Here is a 22,014-nt window from a genome sequence, read left to right as displayed (position 1 = left end):
CTGCTGGATCAGGCCAGTGGCTTAACCGGTCAGCTGGGAGGTCTGCTGTGATTACAGATATGACCATCGGCGCCGGTGCGCAGTTTGCGCCGGACTTCACGGTGACCGTCGGCGGTAAAGACATCACCCGGGACGTCAGCAACCGGCTGATTTCGCTGACGCTCACGGATAACCGTGGCTTTGAGGCTGACCAGCTCGACATCGAACTGAGCGACACCGACGGCCTGCTGGACATGCCGCCACGCGGCGCGGTGATTAATATCGCGCTCGGCTGGAAAGGTCAGGCGCTGACGAACAAAGGCGATTTCACGGTGGACGAGGTGGAGCATCGCGGAACGCCGGACACGCTGACTATCCGCGCCCGCAGTGCGGACTATCGCGGCAGCCTGAATTCCCGCCGCGACAACTCCTATCACGACACGACGCTGGAAGCGGTGGTGTCGGCAGTGGCGGCGCGCAATAACCTCAAGTCCGCCGTTGCGGAGCCGTTCAGGAATGTGCCGGTGTCGCATATCGATCAGACCCAGGAAACCGACGCGAAATTTATCACCCGCCTGGCGGAGCTGAACGGCGCGGTTGTTGCCATCAAGGCCGGTAATTTGCTGTTTATCAAACCAGGGGCGGCCAGGACGGCAAGCGGGAAGCCGATCCCACAGATGACGATTGTCCGCAGCGACGGCGACGGGCACACGTTTAATATTGCTGACCGTGGCGCGTATACCGGCGTGTCGGCAAGCTGGCTGCATACCAAAGACCCGAAGCCGAAAAAGGTTAAGGTTCAGCGGAAACCGAAAGTGCAGTACCTGCGCGCCCTGCAACACCCGAAGGCGAAGAAGGTCAGTACAAAGGCACAGAAAACGCCGGAGGCTAAGCAAGGGGATTATCTGGCGGGCAGCGATGAAAACGTATTTAACCTCACTACCATCTACGCTACGCAAAAGGCAGCCATGCGGGCAGCTCAGGCAAAATGGGACAAACTCCAGCGCGGGGTCGCCGAGTTTTCGATTTCCCTGGCGCGCGGGCGGGCTGATTTATTTCCTGAGACGCCGGTGGCCGTGTCGGGATTTAAATCCGTGATCGACGCGCAGCACTGGATAATCAGTAAGGTCACACACAGCCTGGGCGGCAGCGGATTTGTGACGACGCTGAATCTGGAAGTGTTGCTGTCGGATGTGAGTTATGAGGCGACGGAAAGTGGCGAAGTAAGCCAGTGAGAAGGGAGCCCCTGCTTTCTAATGCAGTATGCTCATAAATGCGAAAAGTATAAGTAAGCCACCACCCGCGACATTCACATATTTCTTCAAAGTCATGGTGTTCATCTTATTGGCAGAGAAAATGAGAACTTTGCTAATCGCGATTAGCCAAAGAGTCATAATAGCAATATGCACCGTGGCAAGGATCATGTAATGCCCGATCTCACCTTTGCTGCCAGCAAATTGTGAAACAACTGTGAGGTAAAACATGATGGCTTTTGGATTCAAAACATTAGCCAGCCATGCATCTTTCATGGTGACAGGAGCCCCACCAGAATCGAATACCATTTCACGCGCTTTCAGGCCACTTCGGATGAGCTGTATCCCCAACCAAAGCAGATAGGCTGTCCCGGCAATTTTCAATATATGAAAAAGTGCAGGCGATGCCACAAGCAAAGAAGTGATCCCAAGCCCGATAAGGATTGCATGTGTATAAATGCCAAGCGCCGTGCCGGTGAGTGTTTTTAGTAGCCCTCTTTGCCCGCCTGACAGCGCACTGTTCATCGCGAGCGTAAAGCTGGCTCCTGGGGAAAGTGCGATGGGAAGTAATGCAGGGATGAAACCTGATAAATTTATGTCCATATTTCAGATAATAATGCACATGAATGGTTGTTACTAGCGCATCGACAGCGTGGGAGAGAAGGCTCTGTAAATCAATGTAATACAGCGTGTATGATTTTCGAAATAACATACAATGACTGCATCTGATTAAAAATGATTACATGGTGATTATTATGATGCACTGCCCCAAATGCCAGCACGCCGCACACGCACGTTCCAGTCGTTATCTGAGCATCAATACCAAAGAGCGTTATCACCAGTGTCAGAACATCAATTGCAGTTGCACGTTTAAAACTCATGAGTCGATTGCTGACATCATTGTTGAGCCAGGAACAGTTCACGCTGTGCAGTTGCATCCTGACAAGCATCAGCAACAATCATTCCAGATGCACTGAAAATCATTAAAAACTAAAGCCCGCGAAAGCGGGTTTTTTGTTCTGATTTCTGTATAAATCTTTTTAAGAAAAAGTGGCAAAAAATCAACTCAATCAATTGATTTATAAGAATAATAAACTATTACTGATAGAGGGGCTCAGCAAAGGCGATCTTTAATAGCTGGAGACTTATCGGTACGCTAAGCGGAAGGGCTGGTGTCATTTTTATTGAGGAACATGTTTACTGGCTTCGGGTATGGGACATGGTTTGAATTTAAGTTGTCATGATAAGAGCACTCATAAAGATAATATTAGAAGAGGGTAATAATGTACTACTCAAGAAAAGGTATTGCTGCGATTTTTCTCGCTGGGATAGCAAGTATGATTTGGATAATGCCTACTGAGGTTCGTGCTGGTATAAAGACAGACAACAATAATGAATCAGGAATTTCCAAATATTTAAAAGCAGCCGAACAAGGTGATGCCAGCGCGCAGTTTAATTTAGGAGATGCATACGAAAACGGAAAGGGTGTGCGTAAAGATTATCAACAAGCGGCGAATTGGTATCTTAAAGCATCTGAGCAAGGATATGCCCCTGGTCAATATGCGCTTGGTCAAATGTACTCTTCAGGAAACGGTGTTCCTCAAAATGACATGATTGCATTGGAATTAGAACGAAAAGCGGCGGATCAGGGATATATTCCAGCACAATTAACCTTAGGGCTTAACTACGAACTTGGTTTTGGTACGACTGTTTTCCAAAAGGACTATCAACAAGCTTTTAATTGGTTCCAAAAGGCTGCTGAACAAGGTAGTGCTGATGGGCAATGCTCGTTGGGAGTCATGTATAAAGATGGAGAAGGTATGCTCCCTGACTATCAACAAGCAGTTAATTGGTACCAGAAGTCTGCTGAACAAGGCAATCCTTGTGGTCAAAATGGTTTAGCAACTATGTACGAAAATGGGAATGGCGTTCCGCAAAACTACAAAAAAGCGTTTGATTTATATAAAAAATCCGCTGAACAAGGTACTAACAATGCTCAATATAGGTTAGCTCTGATGTACAAGATGGGACATGGAACGGCGTCCGATTATAAGCAGGCTTATGCTTGGTTTTCTGTGGCAGCGGCTAGTGCCTATCCTATTGCGGATGCGAGTGTTCAAAGGGATGTGCTTGGTAGATTTTTGAAGCCAGAGGATCTTTCTAGCGCACAAGCATTGGCAGATGATTACTTCAAAAGCACAAAGAAGTAAAACGTACCGACACTTTATTGCCACTTGTAGGCCAAATGCAGCCGCTCATCCCTCCAGATGCACTAAAGAAAAAGCCCCGAATTAACGGGGCTTTTTTTGTCGATGTGGTCAATGCGTGGACACTGAAATGAAAAAATCCATTTAATTCATATAGTTAACATCGTTTTCAAAGGCACAAAAATGTGCCTTTTTTAGTGCTTTTTTCTGTACCCACTGACTTCAGAAAATGGCGAAAGCGGAAAGCCTGTTTCTATTCGTCCAGCATAACCACTTTGCCGACATACGGCAGATGGCGATAACGCTGGGCGTAGTCGATGCCGAAACCGACGACGAATTCGTCCGGGATCGCAAAACCGACGTATTCCACTTTAACTTCAACTTCACGGCGTTCTGGTTTATCGAGCAGGGTACAAATTGCCAGTGATTTCGGGCCGCGCAGTTGCAGGATTTCACGCACTTTGCTCAGCGTGTTGCCGGAGTCAATGATGTCTTCGACGATCAAAACGTCTTTGCCGCGGATGTCTTCGTCGAGATCTTTCAGGATTTTGACGTCACGGGTGGTGGACATACCGTTGCCGTAACTTGAGGCGGTCATGAAATCGACTTCATGCGGCACATCAATGGCGCGGCATAAATCGGCCATGAACATAAAGGAACCGCGCAGCAGCCCGACCAGTACCATTTCGCTGCCGCTGTCACGGTAGTGCCCGGTAATTTTACGGCCCAGCTCTTCAATTCGGTTTTTGATTTCCTGTTCGGAAATCATGACATCAACGCGATGTTTCATATAAAGACTAACCACCTGATTTAAGAATATTTATCGCCGTTTTTAGAAGAAACGGCGACCATATAGTGGAAGGGATTATATCAAAGAACCCGCCGATGAGTAACGCCGGTGCAGTTCAGCCATAAGCAACACGCGATAAAAGGCGGCTTACGCCGAAACCGTAAAGCCGAGCATCATGCCGGTGTCTTCGTGTTCCAGCAGATGACAGTGCGCCATGTACGCGTGCTGTTTGTCAGCCAGATGGCTGAAGCGGACGAGCACTTCGCTGCGGGCACCTTCGACGCGGACAATATCTTTCCAGCCCTGACGGTGCGGCGCGACCGGCTGGCCGTTTTCAGAAAGAATACGGAACTGTGTGCCGTGGATATGGAACGGATGCAGCATCATGTCGCCTTCGCCGGAAATCGTCCATTTCTCGTATTGCCCTTGTTTCACATCGAACGCAGGAACGTTCATGTCGTAGGCTTTGCCGTTGATTTTATTGCCCTGCATAAAATCGTAACTTCCGGCCGCTTTGCCCATATCCATTCCGGCCATACTGCCGTGGCCGTCATGACCTGAACCGGACATCCCCGGCATCGCCGCCATATCCATGTCACCGCCGCCGTGATCCATGCTCATTCCGGCCATCGCGTTGTGCCCGTAGCGTTTCATCAGCGCGGCCATGCCCTGCTGATCCAGCTGCGGATCCATCATCAGTTGCAACCAGCGCGCAGGCAAATTATCGACAGAAACCAGCGCGGGCAATTTGATCAGGGAATCCGGCAGCGTGCCGCCACTTTGCGTGAGCGTCGGCTGGATACGCAGCACCGGCAACGGTTTATCGAACGGTGCCAGCGTCATGCCCATTTGTTTCACCGGCAATGTGACCAGATCAAACGCTTTACCGTCGCTGCAATCAATCAGCACTTCAAAACGTTCACCCATCAGCAACGGTAAATCACTGACTTTTACCGGCTCGGAAAGAAAACCGCCGTCGCTGGCAATCACGTACATCGGCCGCTGGTCGCTGGTGGCGATGTGCAGCGAGCGCGCATTGCAGCCGTTGAGCAGACGAAAACGCACCCAGCCGCGCGAAATACCGTGCTGCGGATAAATCGCGCCGTTAGTCAGCATGTGCTCGCCGAACCAACCGATGGCGGCGGTCATCACGTCCATCTGGTAATCAATCTGTCCGGCGGCGTTGAGGCGTTTATCCTGCAAAATGACCGGAATATCATCCACGCCCCAACGTTTTGGGATCTGTAATGCATCGCTGCCTTCATCTTCAATCAGGACTAATCCGGCCAGGCCCATTGCCACCTGATAGCCGCTGGTCTGATGCGGATGCGGGTGAAACCAGCAGGTCGCGGCGGGCTGATCGAGCTGCAAACTCACGCTGCGGCTCTGGCCCGGCGCGATCAGCCCTTGCGGGCCGCCGTCAATGTCACCGGGAATTTCCAGCCCGTGCCAGTGAACGGTGCTCGCAACGTTCAGATTGTTTTTGACCGTGACATTGAGCGGTTTGCCCCGCCGCACGCGCAGCGCAGGCCCCAGCAGATTGCCGTTCACGCCCCAAGTTTGTGTATTCACCCCGGGCAAAAACTGGCTCTGACCACGTTGCAGGGAAAGCGAAATCGCGCTGCGGGCATCCGGTTCAAGCAGTGCGGGAATGGGCAACGCCGGGCGGTCAGCGGCCAGCGCAAACCGGCTCCAGCCAGGTAACGTACTGGCGGCGCCCAGGAGCGTTGTCCACTTCACGAAATCGCGACGGTTCATGTTCAGTCCTTATGATGGAAAATTGCCAGACGAACGGCATAAAACTGCCATAATAGTACGACAGCCTAAACCCTCCACTAAGGGGAAGGTCAAGTGGCGGGCACGCAGAAAAGAAATTTGGTGCCACTCATCGCAAATATGGTAACGTCATTTCGATTCGCTTTGAGCCAGGTTTTTCTAATCTTTCAATCTAAAAGAACAAGAACACTTCCATGAAAAGAACAACATTGTGTTTGCTGTTACTGTCGCTGCTCGGCTTCTCCTCCGCCAGTCAGGCGTTGAGTGAGTCAGAAGCGGAAGATCTGGCGGATCTGACCGCAGTCTTCGTCTATTTGAAAAATAACTGCGGCTACGAACAGCTGCCTAATACCCAAATCAAACGGGCGATTGTCTTTTTCGCACAGCAAAATCGCTGGGATCTGAGCAATTACAACAGCTTCAATATGCAGGCAATGGGCGAAGACAGCTATCGCGACCTGAGCGGCATCGCAGTACCGAAACCGACCAAATGCAAATCTCTGGCACGTGATTCACTGAGTCTGCTGGCTTATACCAACTAAATTTCCCCCGCAGTGCTCCGTCAGTCTGATGCCGGAGCGTTTCATTTCCCCTCTCCGGATCCGCGTCACACCTCACTCAGCTACAATTAAGCTAAATTTATCTGTTTGAAATTCAACCGTGCATGCGCAGGCAGAGTTAGCTATCATGTGCGCCCATTTTTATGGCTGCGAATGCTCAGGAGAAACAAAGACATGTCCCGGAACTCGTCACCCAAAGAAATATGGTATGAGACGCTGCACGCCCATTTTGGCCAGTACTTCAGCGTCGAAAAAGAGTTGTACCGTGAGAAAACTGAACACCAGGATCTGGTGATTTTTGAAAATGCGGCGCTGGGCCGCGTGATGGCGCTCGACGGCGTGGTGCAAACCACCGAACGTGATGAATTTATCTATCACGAGATGCTGACACACGTTCCGTTACTGGCGCACGGCGATGCCAAAAAAGTGCTGATCATCGGCGGTGGCGACGGCGGAATGCTGCGTGAGGTCTGCCGTCATAAAGGCGTGGAATCGGTCACGATGGTGGAAATTGATGCCGGCGTGGTGGAGTTTTGCCGCCAGTATCTGCCCAACCATAATGCCGGTGCTTACGACGATGCCCGTTTTAATCTGGTGATTGAAGACGGCGTGAATTTCGTGAATCAGACCGCTGAAACGTTTGATGTGATCATCTCAGACTGCACCGATCCGATCGGTCCGGGAGAAAGCCTGTTCACCTCGGCCTTCTACGAAGGTTGCGCGCGTTGCCTGAATCCGGGCGGCATTTTCGTGGCGCAAAACGGCGTCTGCTTCCTTCAGCAGGATGAAGCGGTCAACAGCCACACCAAACTGAGCCACTATTTCAGTGATGTCAGTTTCTATCAGGCCGCGATCCCGACCTATTACGGCGGCATCATGACCTTCGCCTGGGCGACCAATAACCCGGCTTACCGCCAGATCGACAGCCAGACATTGCAGGCGCGCTTCGACGCCGCTGGCATTACCTGTCGTTATTACAATCCGGCGATTCATCACGGCAGCTTTGCCTTGCCGCAGTATTTACTGAATGCCCTGTCAGCTGCGCGCTGATACTGCATCCGTAAGGGGGTGAACTAAATTGCAAAAACTAAAACTGCATGGCTTCAATAACCTGACCAAAAGCCTGAGTTTTTGTATCTACGATATCTGCTACGCCAAAAGCGCAGCCGATCGTGACGGCTATATTGCCTACATTGACAAAGAATATAACGCCAACCGCTTAACCGAGATCCTCACCGAAACCTGTTCGATTATTGGTGCAAACATTCTTAACGTTGCGCGGCAGGATTACGAACCACAGGGCGCCAGCGTCACGATTCTGGTGAGTGAAGAACCGATTGACCCCAGTGATGTCGATACCACCGAACATCCGGGCCCGCTGCCGAATTCCGTGGTCGCGCACCTCGATAAAAGCCACATCTGCGTGCATACCTATCCGGAAAGCCATCCTGAAGGCGGCCTGTGTACGTTCCGCGCCGACATCGAAGTCTCCACCTGTGGCGTGATTTCACCGCTGAAAGCGCTGAACTACCTCATCCACCAGCTGGAATCTGACATCGTCACCATCGATTATCGCGTCCGCGGTTTTACCCGTGACGTGAACGGCGTGAAGCACTACATCGACCACTCGATCAACTCAATTCAGAACTTTATGTCGCAGGACATGAAAGGGTTGTACAAGATGATGGACGTCAACGTGTATCAGGAAAATATCTTCCATACCAAGATGTTGCTGAAAGAATTCGATCTCAAGCATTACCTGTTTAATGCAAATCCGGAAGAACTGAGCGAGCAGGAACGCAAGGAAATCACCGATTTGCTGTACAAAGAAATGCAGGAAATTTACTACGGCCGGAATCTCCCTGCCGTCTGACCGGCGCATAAAAGAAAAGGCCGGGCATCGCGGGATGTCCGGCCTTTTTTGTTTTATCATATGTCATATTAACCCTGGTTATATAATGGAATTAAAACTCAATAAGCATTACTTAAGTAAAATATATTTACCGGATTAAAAACCGGCTATACTTCTTAAGGCAAATTAATAGTTAAACCACAATAAAATCCTTACTTAAACAAAATTATTCGATCAACGATCTGCGAATTAAGCTAAATTATAAAACTAATATACAGACTATAAATCAAATCAAACTTATATATCTCCATTAATTTGACTTACCGCAGATCAAAAGATCGCTATTTTCTTAAAAATCGATAAATTCCTTTATCTATCCCCCTCCGTTTATTAGCATCCCCCTATTGCTTACTAAGCAACCAGCTCCATCCACCAGAAAGCAGAAATAAAAAATGACAATGAGTAAATTAAAGACCGTATCCAGCCTGCTGGTCACGAGTTCTTTATTGGTTTCCGGGGTTTCCCGGGCCGGGGAAAGTTTGTTAAGCAATAATACTGAAGGGATGCGGCACTATGTCAGTTATGGTGCTGAATATTATAAGTGGGACGAATCCGTCGATAATATGGACGGTAAATATGTTGCTGAACATGGCCCGCGCCTGCGCGTTAATTTCGGATCCAATAATTATCTCGATGCCAGAGAAGGTTTATTAAAAGCCTGGGACATGAGTGTTATGTTCGGGATCGTTAATTACAGAGGCAGTACTCTGGACGATCAGGCCAATGTGCCGAACGGATCGCTCAAGGGGAAAACCTATTACACAGGCTACAGTGCGGATCTGACGCGCGGTTACCGTTACCGGGCGTCAGAGAACGTGTCTTTCGATATGAAAGGTGCGCTTGGCGGCCAGGTATGGTTGCGTAACATCCGCTCTGACAATGTCTACATCGCCAGCGAAGATCGTACGCGACGCTATACCGCGGTTGAAGTGTCTTTGCAGCCTTATGCCAAAGCTTCTTTAGGCGCTAACTGGCAGGTGACCGCCGACTCACGACTGAGCCTGGAAGGCGGTGCGCTGTATCCGATTAAAACCTGGACGCACAGCAATCAGGGCGCAGTCTGGCTGGAACCGAAATCAAAGCTTTCGCCGTTTACCAGCCTGACCTGGAATATCAACGACGACGTCTTTGTTAAAGCCAGCTACGTGCATCAGAAATACGGCAAATCGGACGAGAAACAGGGCGACCTGAACGGAAGCACCGTGGGTTATTACCAGCCTGCGACCACCACGTCCACACTCGGCCTCGAAGTCGGTTTCTACTTTTAATGCATTCTCCTAAAGAGCCTGTTAAGTCGATTGTTGCGGTTTCCACCAACGCAACAATCGCTTATCTTTAAAGCCTTCTTCTTCTGAGGCTTACCTTTCCGATGGATCGTTTCGCAACGCTGTTTGGCGTTCTTGCCATTTTGCTGTGGAGCATGAGTGTGGCGCTCACCCGCAGTCTGTCTGAATCGCTGGGGCCTTTTGGCGCCGCCGCATCAATTTATACCGTCAGCGGGATTATGGTCTGGATGGCGGGCGGAAGACCGTCGCTGCGCGGAGAATCTGCGTCATATCTGATTGTCTGCGGCCTGCTGTTTGTCTTTTATATGGTGGCGTTTTCACTGGCGATTGGCCTGGCCCATACCCGCCAGCAGACGCTGGAACTCGGGCTGATTAATTATCTCTGGCCGAGCCTGACGCTGCTTTTTGCCGTTCCGTTATTAAAACTGCGGGTGCGCTGGTGGATCTGGCCGGGCGTTGTGCTGGCTTTTACCGGTGTGTTGTGGGCGATCAGCGGCGGCCACGGGCTGGATATCCATCAGCTGATGCGTAACGTGCGCGGTAACCCGGTGGCCTACAGTCTGGCGCTGGGCGCGGCGGTATCGTGGGCGCTGTATTCCAATCTGGTGCGCGTGATGTGCAAGGGCAAAGGCGTTCTGCCGCTGTTTCTGCTGGCGACCGGTGCGGTGCTGTGGGCGCTGTACTTCACGTACTCTTCGAACCGGATCAGCCTGACGCTACCGGCCATTCTTGAGCTGCTGGCGATGGGTGCGGTGACGGCAATATCTTATCAGTGCTGGGATCTGGCGATGAAAAAAGGCAATGCGACACTGGTCGCGGCGCTGTCGTATTTCACGCCGCTGTCGTCGATTCTGATTGCCGGATTGTGGCTGCACACGCTGCCGGGCGCGAGTTTCTGGCCGGGTGTGCTGATGGTCGTCGGCGGTTCGTTACTGTGCTGGACCGCCTCGCGCGTGAAGTGAAACTTAGCGGTAAGTGGTCACAAAACTACGGTATTTGGCGAGGACTTGCAGAAAGTCCTCGACACCGCAAAACGCCAGGCTTTCTTCGTCGTAATAACTCATGCCTTCTTCAATTTCATCGCCGTCGAAATCCAGCTGATTTGCGCGGATCATCACTTCGTCATCGGCCAGCAGCAGCGTATATTCATGGCCGACCCGCTGGGTCTGGCGCTCGCTGCCTTTGAGCGCAGCCAGCTCGGCTTCGACAGCATCGAGTACGCTCAGATCGCCCTTCACTTCTTCATTCAGCCAGTGACCAAGCACTTCATGCCCCATCGAGAAGCGGACTTTGACCTCACCGGTGATATCGCGCAGAAAATCGTAATCCATGGTTCAGCCCTCTGGAAAAATGAAAATAAAAAAGGAGGCCGAAGCCTCCTTTCCGTCAATCGCGCAAATATAACGATTTAGACTGCGGTTTGGAAGATCACACCGTCAGCTTTATCCGTATATTCACTCAGCTTGTCGAAGTTCAGATAACGGTAAGTATCCACCGCGGTCTTATCCACTTCAGCCATGTAGCCGAGATATTCTTCTGGTGTCGGCAGGCGACCGAGCAGAGACGCGATGGCCGCCAGTTCAGCGGAGGCCAGATAAACATTGGCGCCGTTGCCCAGACGGTTCGGGAAGTTACGCGTTGAAGTAGAAACCACGGTAGAACCGTCGGCCACACGCGCCTGGTTACCCATGCACAGTGAACAGCCAGGGATTTCAACACGCGCACCGCTCTTACCAAAGACGCTGTAATAGCCCTCTTCGGTCAGCTGCGCGGCATCCATTTTGGTCGGTGGCGCAACCCACAGACGGGTTGGCAACGCGCCTTTATGGCTGTCGAGCAGTTTACCGGCAGCGCGGAAATGACCGATGTTGGTCATGCACGAACCGATGAACACTTCGTCGATTTTGCTGTTCTGAACAGAAGACAGCAGACGCGCATCGTCCGGATCGTTCGGTGCACAAAGGATCGGCTCTTTGATTTCAGCCAGATCGATTTCGATCACCGCAGCATATTCTGCATCAGCATCGGCTTCGAGCAGGCTCGGATTCGCCAGCCACTCTTCCATGCCTTTAATGCGGCGCTCGATGGTACGACGATCGCCGTAACCTTCAGAGATCATCCACTTCAGCAGCACGATGTTAGAGCTCAGGTATTCTTTGATTGGCGCCTGATCCAGTTTGATCGTACAACCGGCCGCCGAACGTTCTGCGGACGCATCCGCCAGTTCAAATGCCTGTTCAACTTTCAGTTCCGGCAAGCCTTCGATTTCCAGAATACGGCCAGAGAAGAGGTTTTTCTTACCCTTCTTCTCAACGGTCAGATGACCTTCCTGGATGGCGTAGTAAGGAATGGCATGAACCAGATCACGCAGGGTGATACCCGGCTGCATTTCACCTTTGAAACGCACCAGAACGGATTCTGGCATATCCAGCGGCATCACGCCGGTCGCTGCGGCAAACGCCACCAGACCGGAACCCGCAGGGAACGAAATCCCGATCGGGAAACGGGTATGGGAGTCACCGCCGGTACCGACAGTATCCGGCAACAGCATACGGTTCAGCCACGAGTGGATGATACCGTCGCCCGGACGCAGGGAAACACCGCCGCGGTTCATAATGAAGTCCGGCAGCGTGTGGTGCGTGGTCACGTCAACCGGCTTAGGATATGCGGCGGTATGACAGAATGACTGCATCACTAAATCAGCGGAGAAGCCCAGGCACGCCAGGTCTTTCAGCTCGTCGCGGGTCATCGGGCCGGTGGTGTCCTGAGAACCCACAGACGTCATTTTTGGTTCGCAATATTCGTTCGGACGAATACCGGCAACGCCACAGGCGCGGCCCACCATTTTCTGCGCCAGCGAGAAGCCTCTGTTGCTTTTAGCAACCGGCTTCGCGATGCGGAATACTTCGCTCTGAGGCAGTTTCAGCGATTCACGGGCTTTGGTGGTTAAACCACGGCCGATGATCAGCGGAATACGGCCACCGGCGCGAACTTCGTCCAGCAGAACGTCAGTTTTCAGTTCGAAAGTGGCAATCACTTCACCGGTTTCGTGTTTACGGACTTCACCTTTGTACGGATAGATGTCGATCACATCGCCCATATTCAGGTTAGAAACGTCCACTTCAATCGGCAACGCACCGGCATCTTCCATAGTGTTGAAGAAGATTGGCGCAATTTTGCCACCCAGCACGACGCCGCCGCCGCGTTTGTTCGGCACATGAGGGATATCGTCGCCCATGAACCACAGCACGGAGTTTGTCGCAGATTTACGGGAAGAACCGGTACCGACCACGTCACCGACATAGGCCAGCGGGAAGCCTTTTTTGTTCAGTTCTTCGATCTGTTTAATCGGGCCGACGCTGCCAGGTTGATCCGGATGGATACCTTCGCGTTCGTTTTTCAGCATGGCCAGCGCGTGCAACGGAATATCTGGACGGGACCAGGCATCCGGAGCCGGTGACAAATCATCGGTGTTGGTTTCGCCGGTCACCTTGAAGACGGTGACGGTGATTTTTTCAGCCAGCTGCGGGCGTGACAGATACCATTCAGCATCTGCCCAGGACTGCAAAATCTTCTTAGCGTGTTCGTTGCCTGCCTGCGCTTTTTCTTCCACATCGTAGAAGTTATCGAACATCAGCAGCGTATGGGACAACGCTTTGGCGGCAATCGGCGCCAGCGTTTCGTTTTCAAGTGCGTCGATCAGCGGATGAATGTTGTAGCCACCTTGCATGGTGCCTAACAGTTCAATGGCTTTTTCAGGAGTGACCAACGGGGAGGTAGTTTCGCCTTTGGCGACGGCAGCCAGGAACCCGGCTTTTACATAGGCGGCTTCGTCAACGCCCGGCGGAACACGATTAATCAGCAGGTCTAACAGAGTTTCTTCTTCGCCTTTTGGCGGATTTTTCAGTGACTCAACCAACGCTGCCATCTGTGAAGCATCAAGTGGCTTAGGGACGATGCCCTCTGCAGCACGCTCGGCTACGTGCTTACGGTATTCTTCTAGCACGACTTTCTCCTCGCTCTCATTGTCATTTATTATGCCTGGCTTCCATCATCAGCATCACGTCATGCCTGTAGGGACAGGGAAATTCAAGCTGTCTGATGAATCGGGGACACTGCGGGTAAGAGGGTTTCTTGATCGGAAACTTTACGTCCTGAACCTGAGCACAGTGCCCTTTAGCGCCGAAGCAGCATAGCAGGATTTTGCCCGCTTGTTAATTCGTTCACATAAAAGCAACATTAAATCTTTGCTGAATCGTTGAGCACAGACGGATCGGCTGTTCATCCCAATTCGCCTTCTAGATCATCACAACAACCTTATTGGCACAAGGGAATAAATGGCAGAAAAGGGAGAAAAAAGGCACAAAAAAACCGCCTCAAAGGACGGTCGATTTGTATTCCCAAAGTGTTAGCAGGCACCGGGGGAATCGGGACTATTAAGCGCTACAGAGCGATTGCATAGTGACCAAAAAACGCGTGAAAAACAATCCTAAAGATTGTCTTTGCGAGACGCTTTCCAATATAAAACTGAAAATCTTCAAATTGGCTGAATTTGCATTAGCATCTTTTCCGGGCTGCTTCGCCGGTTTAGCAGCCGGTCACCGGGCAGTTGGGAGCAGGTTCATCAATACCGCGGTTCAGGCGCTACAGAGCGCTTGTTTCACCGTTATTTTCCCGATGAGATGCCGGTGATCGTGGTCCGTTAAGGAATCACGCAATGAAAAGGACGTCAGTTTGTATCCTGCTCGTTGTACTGAGTAATGCGTTGGAGATGGGCAATAGCGGGTGGTCAGTTTCACACGTCAATGTTCAGATCAACGTACTTTCTCAGAACAAGTAACGCTAAAGGTCGCCTGAACGGGCGACCTTTTTGAAACCTGATTTTCAGACATAAAAAAACGGCACCTTTCGGCGCCGTTCTCAAACCGTTAAAGCTGAATTATTTCTTTTTCGCTTTCGGGTTTGGCAGGTCAGTGATGCTGCCTTCGTAGATTTCTGCTGCCAGACCCACGGACTCGTGCAGAGTCGGGTGAGCATGGATGGTCAGCGCGATATCTTCTGCATCACAACCCATTTCGATTGCCAGACCAATCTCGCCCAGCAGCTCGCCGCCGTTGGTACCGACAATCGCACCCCCGATAACACGGTGAGATTCTTTGTCGAAGATCAGTTTGGTCATACCGTCTGCACAATCGGAAGCGATAGCACGGCCTGAAGCTGCCCACGGGAAGGTGGCGGTTTCGTAGCTGATGCCTTTTTCTTTCGCTTCTTTCTCAGTCAGGCCAACCCAGGCAACTTCTGGCTCAGTGTAGGCAATTGACGGAATGACTTTCGGATCGAAGTAGTGTTTTTTGCCGGAGATAACTTCGGCTGCCACGTGACCTTCGTGAACACCTTTGTGCGCCAGCATTGGCTGACCGACGATGTCGCCGATAGCAAAGATGTGTGGCACGTTGGTACGCATTTGTTTGTCGACGTGGATGAAGCCACGGTCGTCAACTTCGATGCCCGCAGCGCCGGCTTCCAGCAGCTTACCGTTAGGTACGCGACCGATTGCCACCAGCACAGCGTCATAACGCTGCGGTTCGGCTGGCGCTTTTTTGCCTTCCATGGTGACGTAAATGCCATCTTCTTTGGCTTCTACGGCAGTCACTTTGGTTTCCAGCATCAGGTTGAATTGCTTGCTGATTTTCTTGGTGAAGACTTTCACCACGTCTTTATCAGCCGCAGGAATGACCTGATCAAACATTTCAACCACGTCAATCTGAGAACCCAGAGCGTGGTAAACGGTGCCCATTTCCAGACCGATGATGCCGCCGCCCATCACGAGCAGACGCTCAGGGACGGTTTTCAGTTCCAGTGCGTCGGTGGAATCCCATACGCGTGGATCATCATGAGGAATGAATGGCAGTTTGATTGGACGGGAACCCGCCGCAATGATTGCATTGTCGAAAGTGATGGTCGTTGGACCATTTTCGCCTTCAACAACCAGAGTATTTGCACCGGTAAATTTGCCCAAGCCGTTAACGACTTTGACTTTACGGCCTTTCGCCATACCTGCCAGACCACCGGTCAGCTGGTTGATGACTTTCTCTTTCCAGAGACGCACTTTGTCGATATCGGTTTTCGGCTCACCGAAAACAATACCGTGTTCTGCCAGAGCTTTTGCTTCAGAAATAACTTTAGCAACATGCAGCAGAGCTTTTGAAGGGATACAGCCTACGTTCAGGCACACGCCACCCAGGGTGGAATAACGTTCAACCAGAACTGTCTCAAGACCTAAATCAGCGCAACGGAAAGCAGCAGAATAGCCTGCAGGGCCCGCCCCAAGTACCACGACCTGAGTTTTAATTTCAGTACTCATCATGACCTCTTAATTTATTTCCGGCGGGTCAGACGTCATTTTTATGCTGCAACGCCCATCATCCACCGGGTCGTTCTATCCGCCCGCAGTTTACAAAATTGTTAACATATTTGAAACAACAAACGGCATACGATTTACGTTTTCCACCTGATAATCTCTGACGGCAGAAAGAGATTACCAGAAAAAAGCCGGCCGTTTGGCCGGCTTTTTGGCTTACATCACCAGGCGGCGAATGTCAGACAGTACGTTGTTGATGATGGTAATGAAGCGCGCACCATCCGCACCGTCGATTACACGGTGGTCGAAGGAGAGCGACATTGGCATCATCAGACGCGGAACGAATTCTTTACCGTTCCAGACCGGTTCCATCGCAGACTTGGAAACACCCAGGATAGCCACTTCAGGCGCATTGACGATTGGCGCAAAGTGGGTCGTCCCGATACCGCCAAGGCTGGAGATAGTGAAGCAACCGCCCTGCATTTCCGCAGCAGTCAGCTTACCGTCACGCGCTTTCTTGGAGATAGCCATCAGTTCACGGGACAGCTCAGCGATACCTTTCTTGTTCACATCTTTGAAGACAGGAACAACCAGGCCGTTAGGCGTATCAACCGCAACACCGACGTTGATGTATTTTTTCAGCGTCAGTTTCTGGCCATCTTCGGACAGAGAACTGTTGAAACGTGGCATCTGCTCAAGAGCAGCCGCAACGGCTTTCATGATGAAGACCACTGGCGTGAATTTCACATCCAGTTTGCGCTTCGCTGCTTCGTCATTTTGCTGTTTACGGAACGCTTCCAGCTCAGTGATATCGGTTTTGTCGAAGTGTGTAACGTGCGGGATCATCACCCAGTTACGGCTCAGGTTTGCACCGGAGATTTTCTGGATACGGCCCAGTTCCACTTCTTCGATTTCGCCGAACTTGCTGAAATCAACTTTCGGCCAAGGCAGCATGCCCGGAATACCGCCACCAGTGGCAGCAGCCGGAGCAGCTTCAGCGCGTTTGACCGCGTCTTTCACGTAAGTCTGAACGTCTTCGCGCAGGATGCGACCTTTACGGCCTGTCCCTTTCACTTTCGCCAGATTAACGCCGAATTCACGGGCCAGACGACGGATAACCGGCGTGGCGTGAACGTAAGCGTCATTCTCAGCGAATTCGCCTTTGCTTGCAGCCGGAGCAGCAGGCGCAGCGGCTTTTTGTTCCTGTTTCGCAGGGGCAGCAGCTTCTTCTTTCTTCGCCGCCGGAGCAGGCGCAGCGCCTTCAACTTCGAAGACCATGATCAGAGAGCCGGTGCTGACTTTGTCGCCCGCAGCGATTTTGATTTCTTTCACGGTACCCGCGAACGGAGCCGGGACTTCCATTGAAGCTTTGTCGCCTTCAACGGTAATCAGTGATTGTTCCGCACTGATTTTGTCGCCCACTTTAACCATGATTTCAGTGACTTCAACTTCGTCGCCACCGATATCAGGCACGTTCACTTCTTTGCTGCCAGTTTGTGCAGCAGCCGGAGCCGCTTCTGATTTGGCTTCTGCCGCTGCCGGTGCTGCTGCACCAGAACCTGCGACTTCGAAGACCATGATCAGAGAACCGGTGCTGACTTTGTCGCCCGCAGCGATTTTGATTTCTTTGACTTTGCCCGCGAACGGAGCAGGGACTTCCATAGAAGCTTTGTCGCCTTCTACGGTGATCAGCGATTGTTCAGCTGACACGGTGTCGCCCACTTTGACCATGATCTCGGTGACTTCAACTTCGTCGCCGCCGATATCTGGCACATTCACTTCTTTGCTTTCGCTGGAAGCAGGTGCGGCAGCAGCAGGTTTATCTTCTGCTTTCGTTTCCTGTTTCGCAGGTGCTGCATCAGCAGCACCGTCAGCGGCTTCGAAGATCATGATCAGTTTGCCGGTTTCGACGGTATCGCCGACCGCAACTTTAATTTCTTTGACCACGCCTGCTTGTGGAGAAGGCACTTCCATAGAAGCTTTATCGCCTTCAACGGTGATCAACGATTGTTCAACTTCAACTTTATCGCCCACCTTCACCATGATTTCGGTGACTTCCACTGCATCTGCACCGATGTCCGGTACGTTAATTTCAATAGCCATCTGTCTTTACCTCTTATGCCAGACGCGGGTTAACTTTTTCTGGATTGATATCGAATTTCTTAATGGCTTCAGCCACTACAGAAGTTTCGATTTCGCCGCGTTTAGCCAATTCACCCAGCGCAGCAACCACAACATAGGAAGCATCCACTTCGAAGTGGTGACGCAGGTTTTCGCGGCTGTCTGAACGACCGAAGCCATCCGTACCCAGAACGCGATAATCGCTGGCCGGAACGTAAGTACGAACCTGTTCAGCAAACAGTTTCATGTAGTCAGTAGACGCAACCGCTGGCGCGTCGCTCATCACCTGAGCGATGTACGGAACGCGTGGAGTTTCGGTTGGGTGCAGCATGTTCCAGCGCTCACAGTCCTGACCGTCACGGGCCAGTTCAGTGAAGGAAGTTACGCTGTAAACGTCAGAGCCTACGCCGTAGTCTTTGGACAGGATTTCAGCCGCTTCACGAACGTGACGCAGGATAGAACCGGAGCCCAGAAGCTGTACTTTACCTTTGCTACCGTCCAGAGTTTCTAACTTGTAGATACCCTTACGGATGCCTTCTTCAGCGCCTTCCGGCATTGCTGGCATGTGGTAGTTTTCGTTCAGCGTAGTGATGTAGTAATAAACGTTTTCCTGCGCGTCGCCGTACATACGAACCAGACCGTCATGCATGATGACTGCCACTTCGTACGCGTAAGACGGGTCGTAAGAAATACAGTTAGGGATAGTCAGAGACTGAATGTGGCTGTGACCATCTTCGTGCTGCAAACCTTCACCGTTCAGGGTAGTACGACCTGAAGTACCGCCGATCAGGAAGCCACGCGCCTGTTGGTCACCCGCTGCCCAGCACAGGTCGCCGATACGCTGGAAACCAAACATGGAGTAGTAGATGTAGAACGGGATCATTGGCAGATCGTTGGTGCTGTAAGAAGTCGCTGCGGCCAGCCATGAAGAAGCGGCGCCCAGTTCGTTGATACCTTCCTGCAGGATCTGACCTTTCTCGTCTTCTTTATAGTATGCAACCTGCTCACGGTCCTGCGGGGTGTACTGCTGGCCGTTCGGGCTGTAAATACCAATCTGACGGAACAGACCTTCCATACCGAATGTACGCGCTTCATCGGCGATGATCGGGACCAGACGGTCTTTGATGGAGTCGTTTTTCAGCATCACGTTCAGGGCACGAACGAAAGCGATGGTTGTGGAGATTTCTTTCTTCTGCTCTTCCAGCAGTTGAGCGAAATCAGACAACGCAGGCATTTCCAGTTTCTGAGTGAAGTTTGGCAGACGGGTCGGCAGGTAGCCTTTCAGCGCAGCGCGACGCTCATGCAGGTATTTGTATTCTGCAGAGTCTTTTTCCAGAGTGATATACGGCAGTTTTTCCAGATTTTCATCGGAAACCGGCACGCTGAAACGATCACGGATATAGCGCACGCCATCCATGTTCATTTTCTTCACCTGGTGAGCAATGTTTTTACCTTCGGCCGCATCACCCATGCCATAACCTTTGATGGTATGCGCAAGGATTACGGTAGGCTGGCCTTTGGTATTTGCCGCTTTGTTCAGTGCAGCAAAGACTTTCTTCGGATCATGACCACCACGGTTCAGTGCCCAGATCTCGTCGTCGGTCATGTCTTTGACCAGTGCCGCAGTTTCAGGGTATTTACCGAAGAAGTGTTCACGAACGTATTTACCGTCGCGGGACTTGAAGGTCTGGTAGTCGCCGTCCACGGTTTCGTTCATCAGCTGGATCAGTTTGCCGCTGGTATCTTTACGCAGCAGAGCATCCCAACGATCGCCCCAAATCACTTTGATCACGTTCCAGCCAGCGCCTGCAAAGATGCCGTCCAGTTCATTGATGATTTTGCCGTTGCCGGTAACCGGGCCATCAAGACGCTGCAAGTTACAGTTGATGATGAAGCACAGGTTGTCCAGTTTCTCACGGGTCGCAATGGTGATCGCGCCTTTGGATTCTGGTTCGTCCATTTCACCGTCGCCCAGGAACGCGTAAACACGCTGCGCGGAGGTGTCTTTCAGACCACGGTGTTCCAGGTACTTCAGGAATTTAGCCTGATAGATTGCACCGATCGGGCCCAGACCCATGGAAACGGTCGGGAACTGCCAGAATTCAGGCATCAGTTTAGGGTGCGGATAAGAAGACAGACCTTTACCGTGAACTTCCTGACGGAAATTGTTCATCTGGTCTTCGGTCAGGCGGCCTTCAAGGAAAGCACGCGCGTACACGCCCGGAGAGATGTGGCCCTGGAAGTACACCAGATCGCCGCCGTCATTCTCGTTACGTGCGCGGAAGAAGTGGTTGAAACACACTTCGTACACGGTCGCAGAAGACTGGAAGGAAGCCATGTGGCCGCCCAGTTCCAGGTCTTTCTTGGAAGCGCGCAGAACGGTCATGATGGCGTTCCAGCGGATTGCGGTACGAATATTACGTTCCAGCTCCAGGTTACCCGGGTATTGCGGTTCGTCTTCAACAGCGATGGTATTGACGTAGTTACGGCTGGCAGCACCAGCAGCGACGCTGACGCCGCCCTTACGCGCTTCACTCAGAACCTGATCGATCAGGAACTGCGCACGCTCAACACCTTCTTCACGGATGACCGATTCGATCGCTTGTAGCCAGTCGCGAGTTTCGATCGGATCCACGTCATTATTTACACGTTCTGACATGGTGCTTTTCCTTATCTGTATCTTATACGTTGGTTTATCTGGAGCCTGTCTTCCTGCGCTCTTGCTTCAAAAGCTCTTCATACTGAACAAAACGCACGAAGACAGGCCCGTCATGTAGTTGCCGTGAGCCCTCAAATGAAGGCTCTCAAAATTAACCCCGAAGGTTAACTTTCATCTTTTCGTTGCTGGAGCCGTCGTAAAGACCGATCCCGCCGGGTGTGTTCCCTGCTGAGATCCAGCAAAACTTCTTCAATGAACGCCAGGTGACGGTGAGATGCGGCACGCGCTATTTCAGGTTCCCGTGCAACAATCGCCTCGAAAATACTGGCGCGGTGGTTGCTTACCGTGGCCAGCATTTCCCGGCGTGAGTAAAGCAATTCAAAGTTCTGTCGAACGTTCTTCTCGAGCATCGGTCCCATACAACGAACCAGATGCAGCAGCACAACATTATGCGCTGCTTCTGTTACAGCGACCTGATACTGCATAACCGCATCGGCTTCTGCGTCCAGATCTCCGCTGTCCTGTGCGGTCTGAATGACCACGTGACAATCGCGAATGCGCTGCAAATCTTCCTCTGTGCCACGAAGCGCCGCGTAATACGCAGCGATCCCTTCAAGGGCATGTCGTGTTTCAAGGAGATCGAATTGTGATTCAGGATGGTCGGCCAGTAACTCAGCCAGCGGATCACTCACGCTTTGCCACAGATTACTTTGGACGAAAGTACCACCACCCTGGCGGCGCAGGAGCAGTCCCTTCCCTTCCAGGCTTTGGATAGCCTCTCTGAGAGAAGGTCGCGAAACATCAAACTGTTTGGCCAGTTCGCGCTCTGGCGGAAGCTTTTCCCCGGGTCTCAAGGTGCCTTCGAGGATCAGGAACTCAAGTTGCTGCTCGATCACATCGGATAACTTAGGCTGTCTGATTTTGCTGTAAGCCATAATATGTGTTGTTCTCTGCGAGTAGCGACTCTGTAAGTTGCCGGAGTCAATTGGTAATACCAATTTAAAAAACGTGGCCGTAAAGTAACAAAGTATTCACCTTGTGTCCATATGGTGACCCAGTAAATGCGTCGCCCTCGCACAATTTAACAAATTCTTATCATCTCTCGATTTT

At 51.5% G+C, this 22,014-nt stretch carries 17 protein-coding genes; 8 read left to right on the top strand and 9 right to left on the bottom strand.

Going from position 1 to position 22,014, the window contains the following annotated elements:
• Window positions 1–47: 47 nt before the first annotated feature.
• The gene (locus tag KWG64_RS14635) at window positions 48–1,214 is read left to right on the top strand and encodes a phage late control D family protein (RefSeq protein ID WP_218522275.1); all 1,167 of its coding nucleotides are present in this window, start codon (window positions 48–50) and stop codon (window positions 1,212–1,214) included.
• Between the two features lie 18 nt (window positions 1,215–1,232).
• Here KWG64_RS14635 and KWG64_RS14630 read toward each other — a convergent pair whose 3' ends face one another.
• Window positions 1,233–1,835 (bottom strand): LysE family translocator, encoded by a 603-nt coding sequence (locus KWG64_RS14630; protein WP_218522274.1) that lies wholly within the window; start codon window positions 1,833–1,835, stop codon window positions 1,233–1,235.
• A gap of 152 nt (window positions 1,836–1,987) precedes the next feature.
• Here KWG64_RS14630 and KWG64_RS14625 point away from each other — a divergent pair, with 152 nt between their 5' ends.
• Window positions 1,988–2,209, top strand: a complete 222-nt coding sequence (locus tag KWG64_RS14625) for a DNA-binding transcriptional regulator (RefSeq protein WP_071823644.1) — start codon at window positions 1,988–1,990, stop codon at window positions 2,207–2,209.
• Between the two features lie 306 nt (window positions 2,210–2,515).
• Window positions 2,516–3,442 carry a tetratricopeptide repeat protein gene (locus KWG64_RS14620; protein ID WP_218522273.1) on the top strand — a complete coding sequence of 309 codons (927 nt, stop codon included), beginning with the start codon at window positions 2,516–2,518 and terminating at the stop codon, window positions 3,440–3,442.
• Between the two features lie 250 nt (window positions 3,443–3,692).
• On the opposite strand, the gene hpt is transcribed toward KWG64_RS14620, so the two are convergent.
• Entirely contained in the window at window positions 3,693–4,229 is a 537-nt protein-coding gene (hpt, locus tag KWG64_RS14615) for a hypoxanthine phosphoribosyltransferase (RefSeq protein WP_195813751.1), read from the bottom strand.
• A gap of 147 nt (window positions 4,230–4,376) precedes the next feature.
• Window positions 4,377–5,987: a multicopper oxidase CueO gene (gene cueO / locus KWG64_RS14610; protein WP_218522272.1), complete on the bottom strand. Its 1,611-nt coding sequence runs from the start codon at window positions 5,985–5,987 to the stop codon at window positions 4,377–4,379.
• A gap of 212 nt (window positions 5,988–6,199) precedes the next feature.
• On the opposite strand from cueO, the gene KWG64_RS14605 reads away from it, so the two are divergent.
• The 5 genes from KWG64_RS14605 to yddG all read left to right on the top strand — a co-directional run bounded on the left by KWG64_RS14605 (window position 6,200) and on the right by yddG (window position 10,725).
• Window positions 6,200–6,547 carry a YacC family pilotin-like protein gene (locus tag KWG64_RS14605; protein ID WP_195813749.1) on the top strand — a complete coding sequence of 116 codons (348 nt, stop codon included), beginning with the start codon at window positions 6,200–6,202 and terminating at the stop codon, window positions 6,545–6,547.
• A 192-nt stretch (window positions 6,548–6,739) separates the two neighbouring features.
• The gene (speE, locus tag KWG64_RS14600; RefSeq protein WP_195813748.1) at window positions 6,740–7,615 is read left to right on the top strand and encodes a polyamine aminopropyltransferase; all 876 of its coding nucleotides are present in this window, start codon (window positions 6,740–6,742) and stop codon (window positions 7,613–7,615) included.
• A 28-nt stretch (window positions 7,616–7,643) separates the two neighbouring features.
• A complete protein-coding gene (gene speD / locus KWG64_RS14595) occupies window positions 7,644–8,438 on the top strand; it encodes an adenosylmethionine decarboxylase (RefSeq protein WP_195813747.1) in 795 nt (264 codons plus the stop codon).
• Window positions 8,439–8,875: 437 nt separating this feature from the next.
• A complete protein-coding gene (locus KWG64_RS14590) occupies window positions 8,876–9,745 on the top strand; it encodes a hypothetical protein (RefSeq protein ID WP_255562183.1) in 870 nt (289 codons plus the stop codon).
• A 101-nt stretch (window positions 9,746–9,846) separates the two neighbouring features.
• A complete protein-coding gene (gene yddG / locus KWG64_RS14585; RefSeq protein WP_218522270.1) occupies window positions 9,847–10,725 on the top strand; it encodes an aromatic amino acid DMT transporter YddG in 879 nt (292 codons plus the stop codon).
• A gap of 3 nt (window positions 10,726–10,728) precedes the next feature.
• On the opposite strand, the gene yacL is transcribed toward yddG, so the two are convergent.
• The 6 genes from yacL to pdhR all read right to left on the bottom strand — a co-directional run bounded on the left by yacL (window position 10,729) and on the right by pdhR (window position 21,839).
• Complete coding sequence (gene yacL / locus KWG64_RS14580; protein ID WP_104923310.1) at window positions 10,729–11,094, bottom strand: protein YacL; 366 nt, start codon at window positions 11,092–11,094, stop codon at window positions 10,729–10,731.
• A gap of 77 nt (window positions 11,095–11,171) precedes the next feature.
• A complete protein-coding gene (gene acnB / locus KWG64_RS14575) occupies window positions 11,172–13,769 on the bottom strand; it encodes a bifunctional aconitate hydratase 2/2-methylisocitrate dehydratase (protein WP_195813742.1) in 2,598 nt (865 codons plus the stop codon).
• 933 nt (window positions 13,770–14,702) lie between these two features.
• Window positions 14,703–16,127: a dihydrolipoyl dehydrogenase gene (lpdA, locus tag KWG64_RS14570; protein ID WP_165059027.1), complete on the bottom strand. Its 1,425-nt coding sequence runs from the start codon at window positions 16,125–16,127 to the stop codon at window positions 14,703–14,705.
• 213 nt (window positions 16,128–16,340) lie between these two features.
• Window positions 16,341–18,227: a pyruvate dehydrogenase complex dihydrolipoyllysine-residue acetyltransferase gene (gene aceF / locus KWG64_RS14565; protein ID WP_218522269.1), complete on the bottom strand. Its 1,887-nt coding sequence runs from the start codon at window positions 18,225–18,227 to the stop codon at window positions 16,341–16,343.
• Window positions 18,228–18,240: 13 nt separating this feature from the next.
• Window positions 18,241–20,904 (bottom strand): pyruvate dehydrogenase (acetyl-transferring), homodimeric type, encoded by a 2,664-nt coding sequence (gene aceE / locus KWG64_RS14560; RefSeq protein WP_218522268.1) that lies wholly within the window; start codon window positions 20,902–20,904, stop codon window positions 18,241–18,243.
• Between the two features lie 164 nt (window positions 20,905–21,068).
• Window positions 21,069–21,839 (bottom strand): pyruvate dehydrogenase complex transcriptional repressor PdhR, encoded by a 771-nt coding sequence (gene pdhR / locus KWG64_RS14555; RefSeq protein WP_013576986.1) that lies wholly within the window; start codon window positions 21,837–21,839, stop codon window positions 21,069–21,071.
• Window positions 21,840–22,014: the final 175 nt, after the last annotated feature.

Origin of the sequence: Rahnella sp. PD12R (assembly GCF_019200965.1) — a bacterium.
Lineage (GTDB): Bacteria > Pseudomonadota > Gammaproteobacteria > Enterobacterales > Enterobacteriaceae > Rahnella > Rahnella laticis.
This window is presented reverse-complemented; position numbering and strand designations above follow the sequence as displayed.

Bases quoted from the DNA above. Each gene is read 5' to 3' on its own strand.
- KWG64_RS14630 (WP_218522274.1), bottom strand. From the start codon at position 1,835: ATGGACATAAATTTATCAGGTTTCATCCCTGCATTACTTCCCATCGCA.
- aceF (WP_218522269.1), bottom strand. From the start codon at position 18,227: ATGGCTATTGAAATTAACGTACCGGACATCGGTGCAGATGCAGTGGAA.
- KWG64_RS14590 (WP_255562183.1), top strand. From the start codon at position 8,876: ATGAGTAAATTAAAGACCGTATCCAGCCTGCTGGTCACGAGTTCTTTA.
- yddG (WP_218522270.1), top strand. From the start codon at position 9,847: ATGGATCGTTTCGCAACGCTGTTTGGCGTTCTTGCCATTTTGCTGTGG.
- yacL (WP_104923310.1), bottom strand. From the start codon at position 11,094: ATGGATTACGATTTTCTGCGCGATATCACCGGTGAGGTCAAAGTCCGC.
- pdhR (WP_013576986.1), bottom strand. From the start codon at position 21,839: ATGGCTTACAGCAAAATCAGACAGCCTAAGTTATCCGATGTGATCGAG.
- speE (WP_195813748.1), top strand. From the start codon at position 6,740: ATGTCCCGGAACTCGTCACCCAAAGAAATATGGTATGAGACGCTGCAC.
- aceE (WP_218522268.1), bottom strand. From the start codon at position 20,904: ATGTCAGAACGTGTAAATAATGACGTGGATCCGATCGAAACTCGCGAC.
- KWG64_RS14620 (WP_218522273.1), top strand. From the start codon at position 2,516: ATGTACTACTCAAGAAAAGGTATTGCTGCGATTTTTCTCGCTGGGATA.
- KWG64_RS14605 (WP_195813749.1), top strand. From the start codon at position 6,200: ATGAAAAGAACAACATTGTGTTTGCTGTTACTGTCGCTGCTCGGCTTC.
- hpt (WP_195813751.1), bottom strand. From the start codon at position 4,229: ATGAAACATCGCGTTGATGTCATGATTTCCGAACAGGAAATCAAAAAC.
- lpdA (WP_165059027.1), bottom strand. From the start codon at position 16,127: ATGAGTACTGAAATTAAAACTCAGGTCGTGGTACTTGGGGCGGGCCCT.
- cueO (WP_218522272.1), bottom strand. From the start codon at position 5,987: ATGAACCGTCGCGATTTCGTGAAGTGGACAACGCTCCTGGGCGCCGCC.
- KWG64_RS14625 (WP_071823644.1), top strand. From the start codon at position 1,988: ATGATGCACTGCCCCAAATGCCAGCACGCCGCACACGCACGTTCCAGT.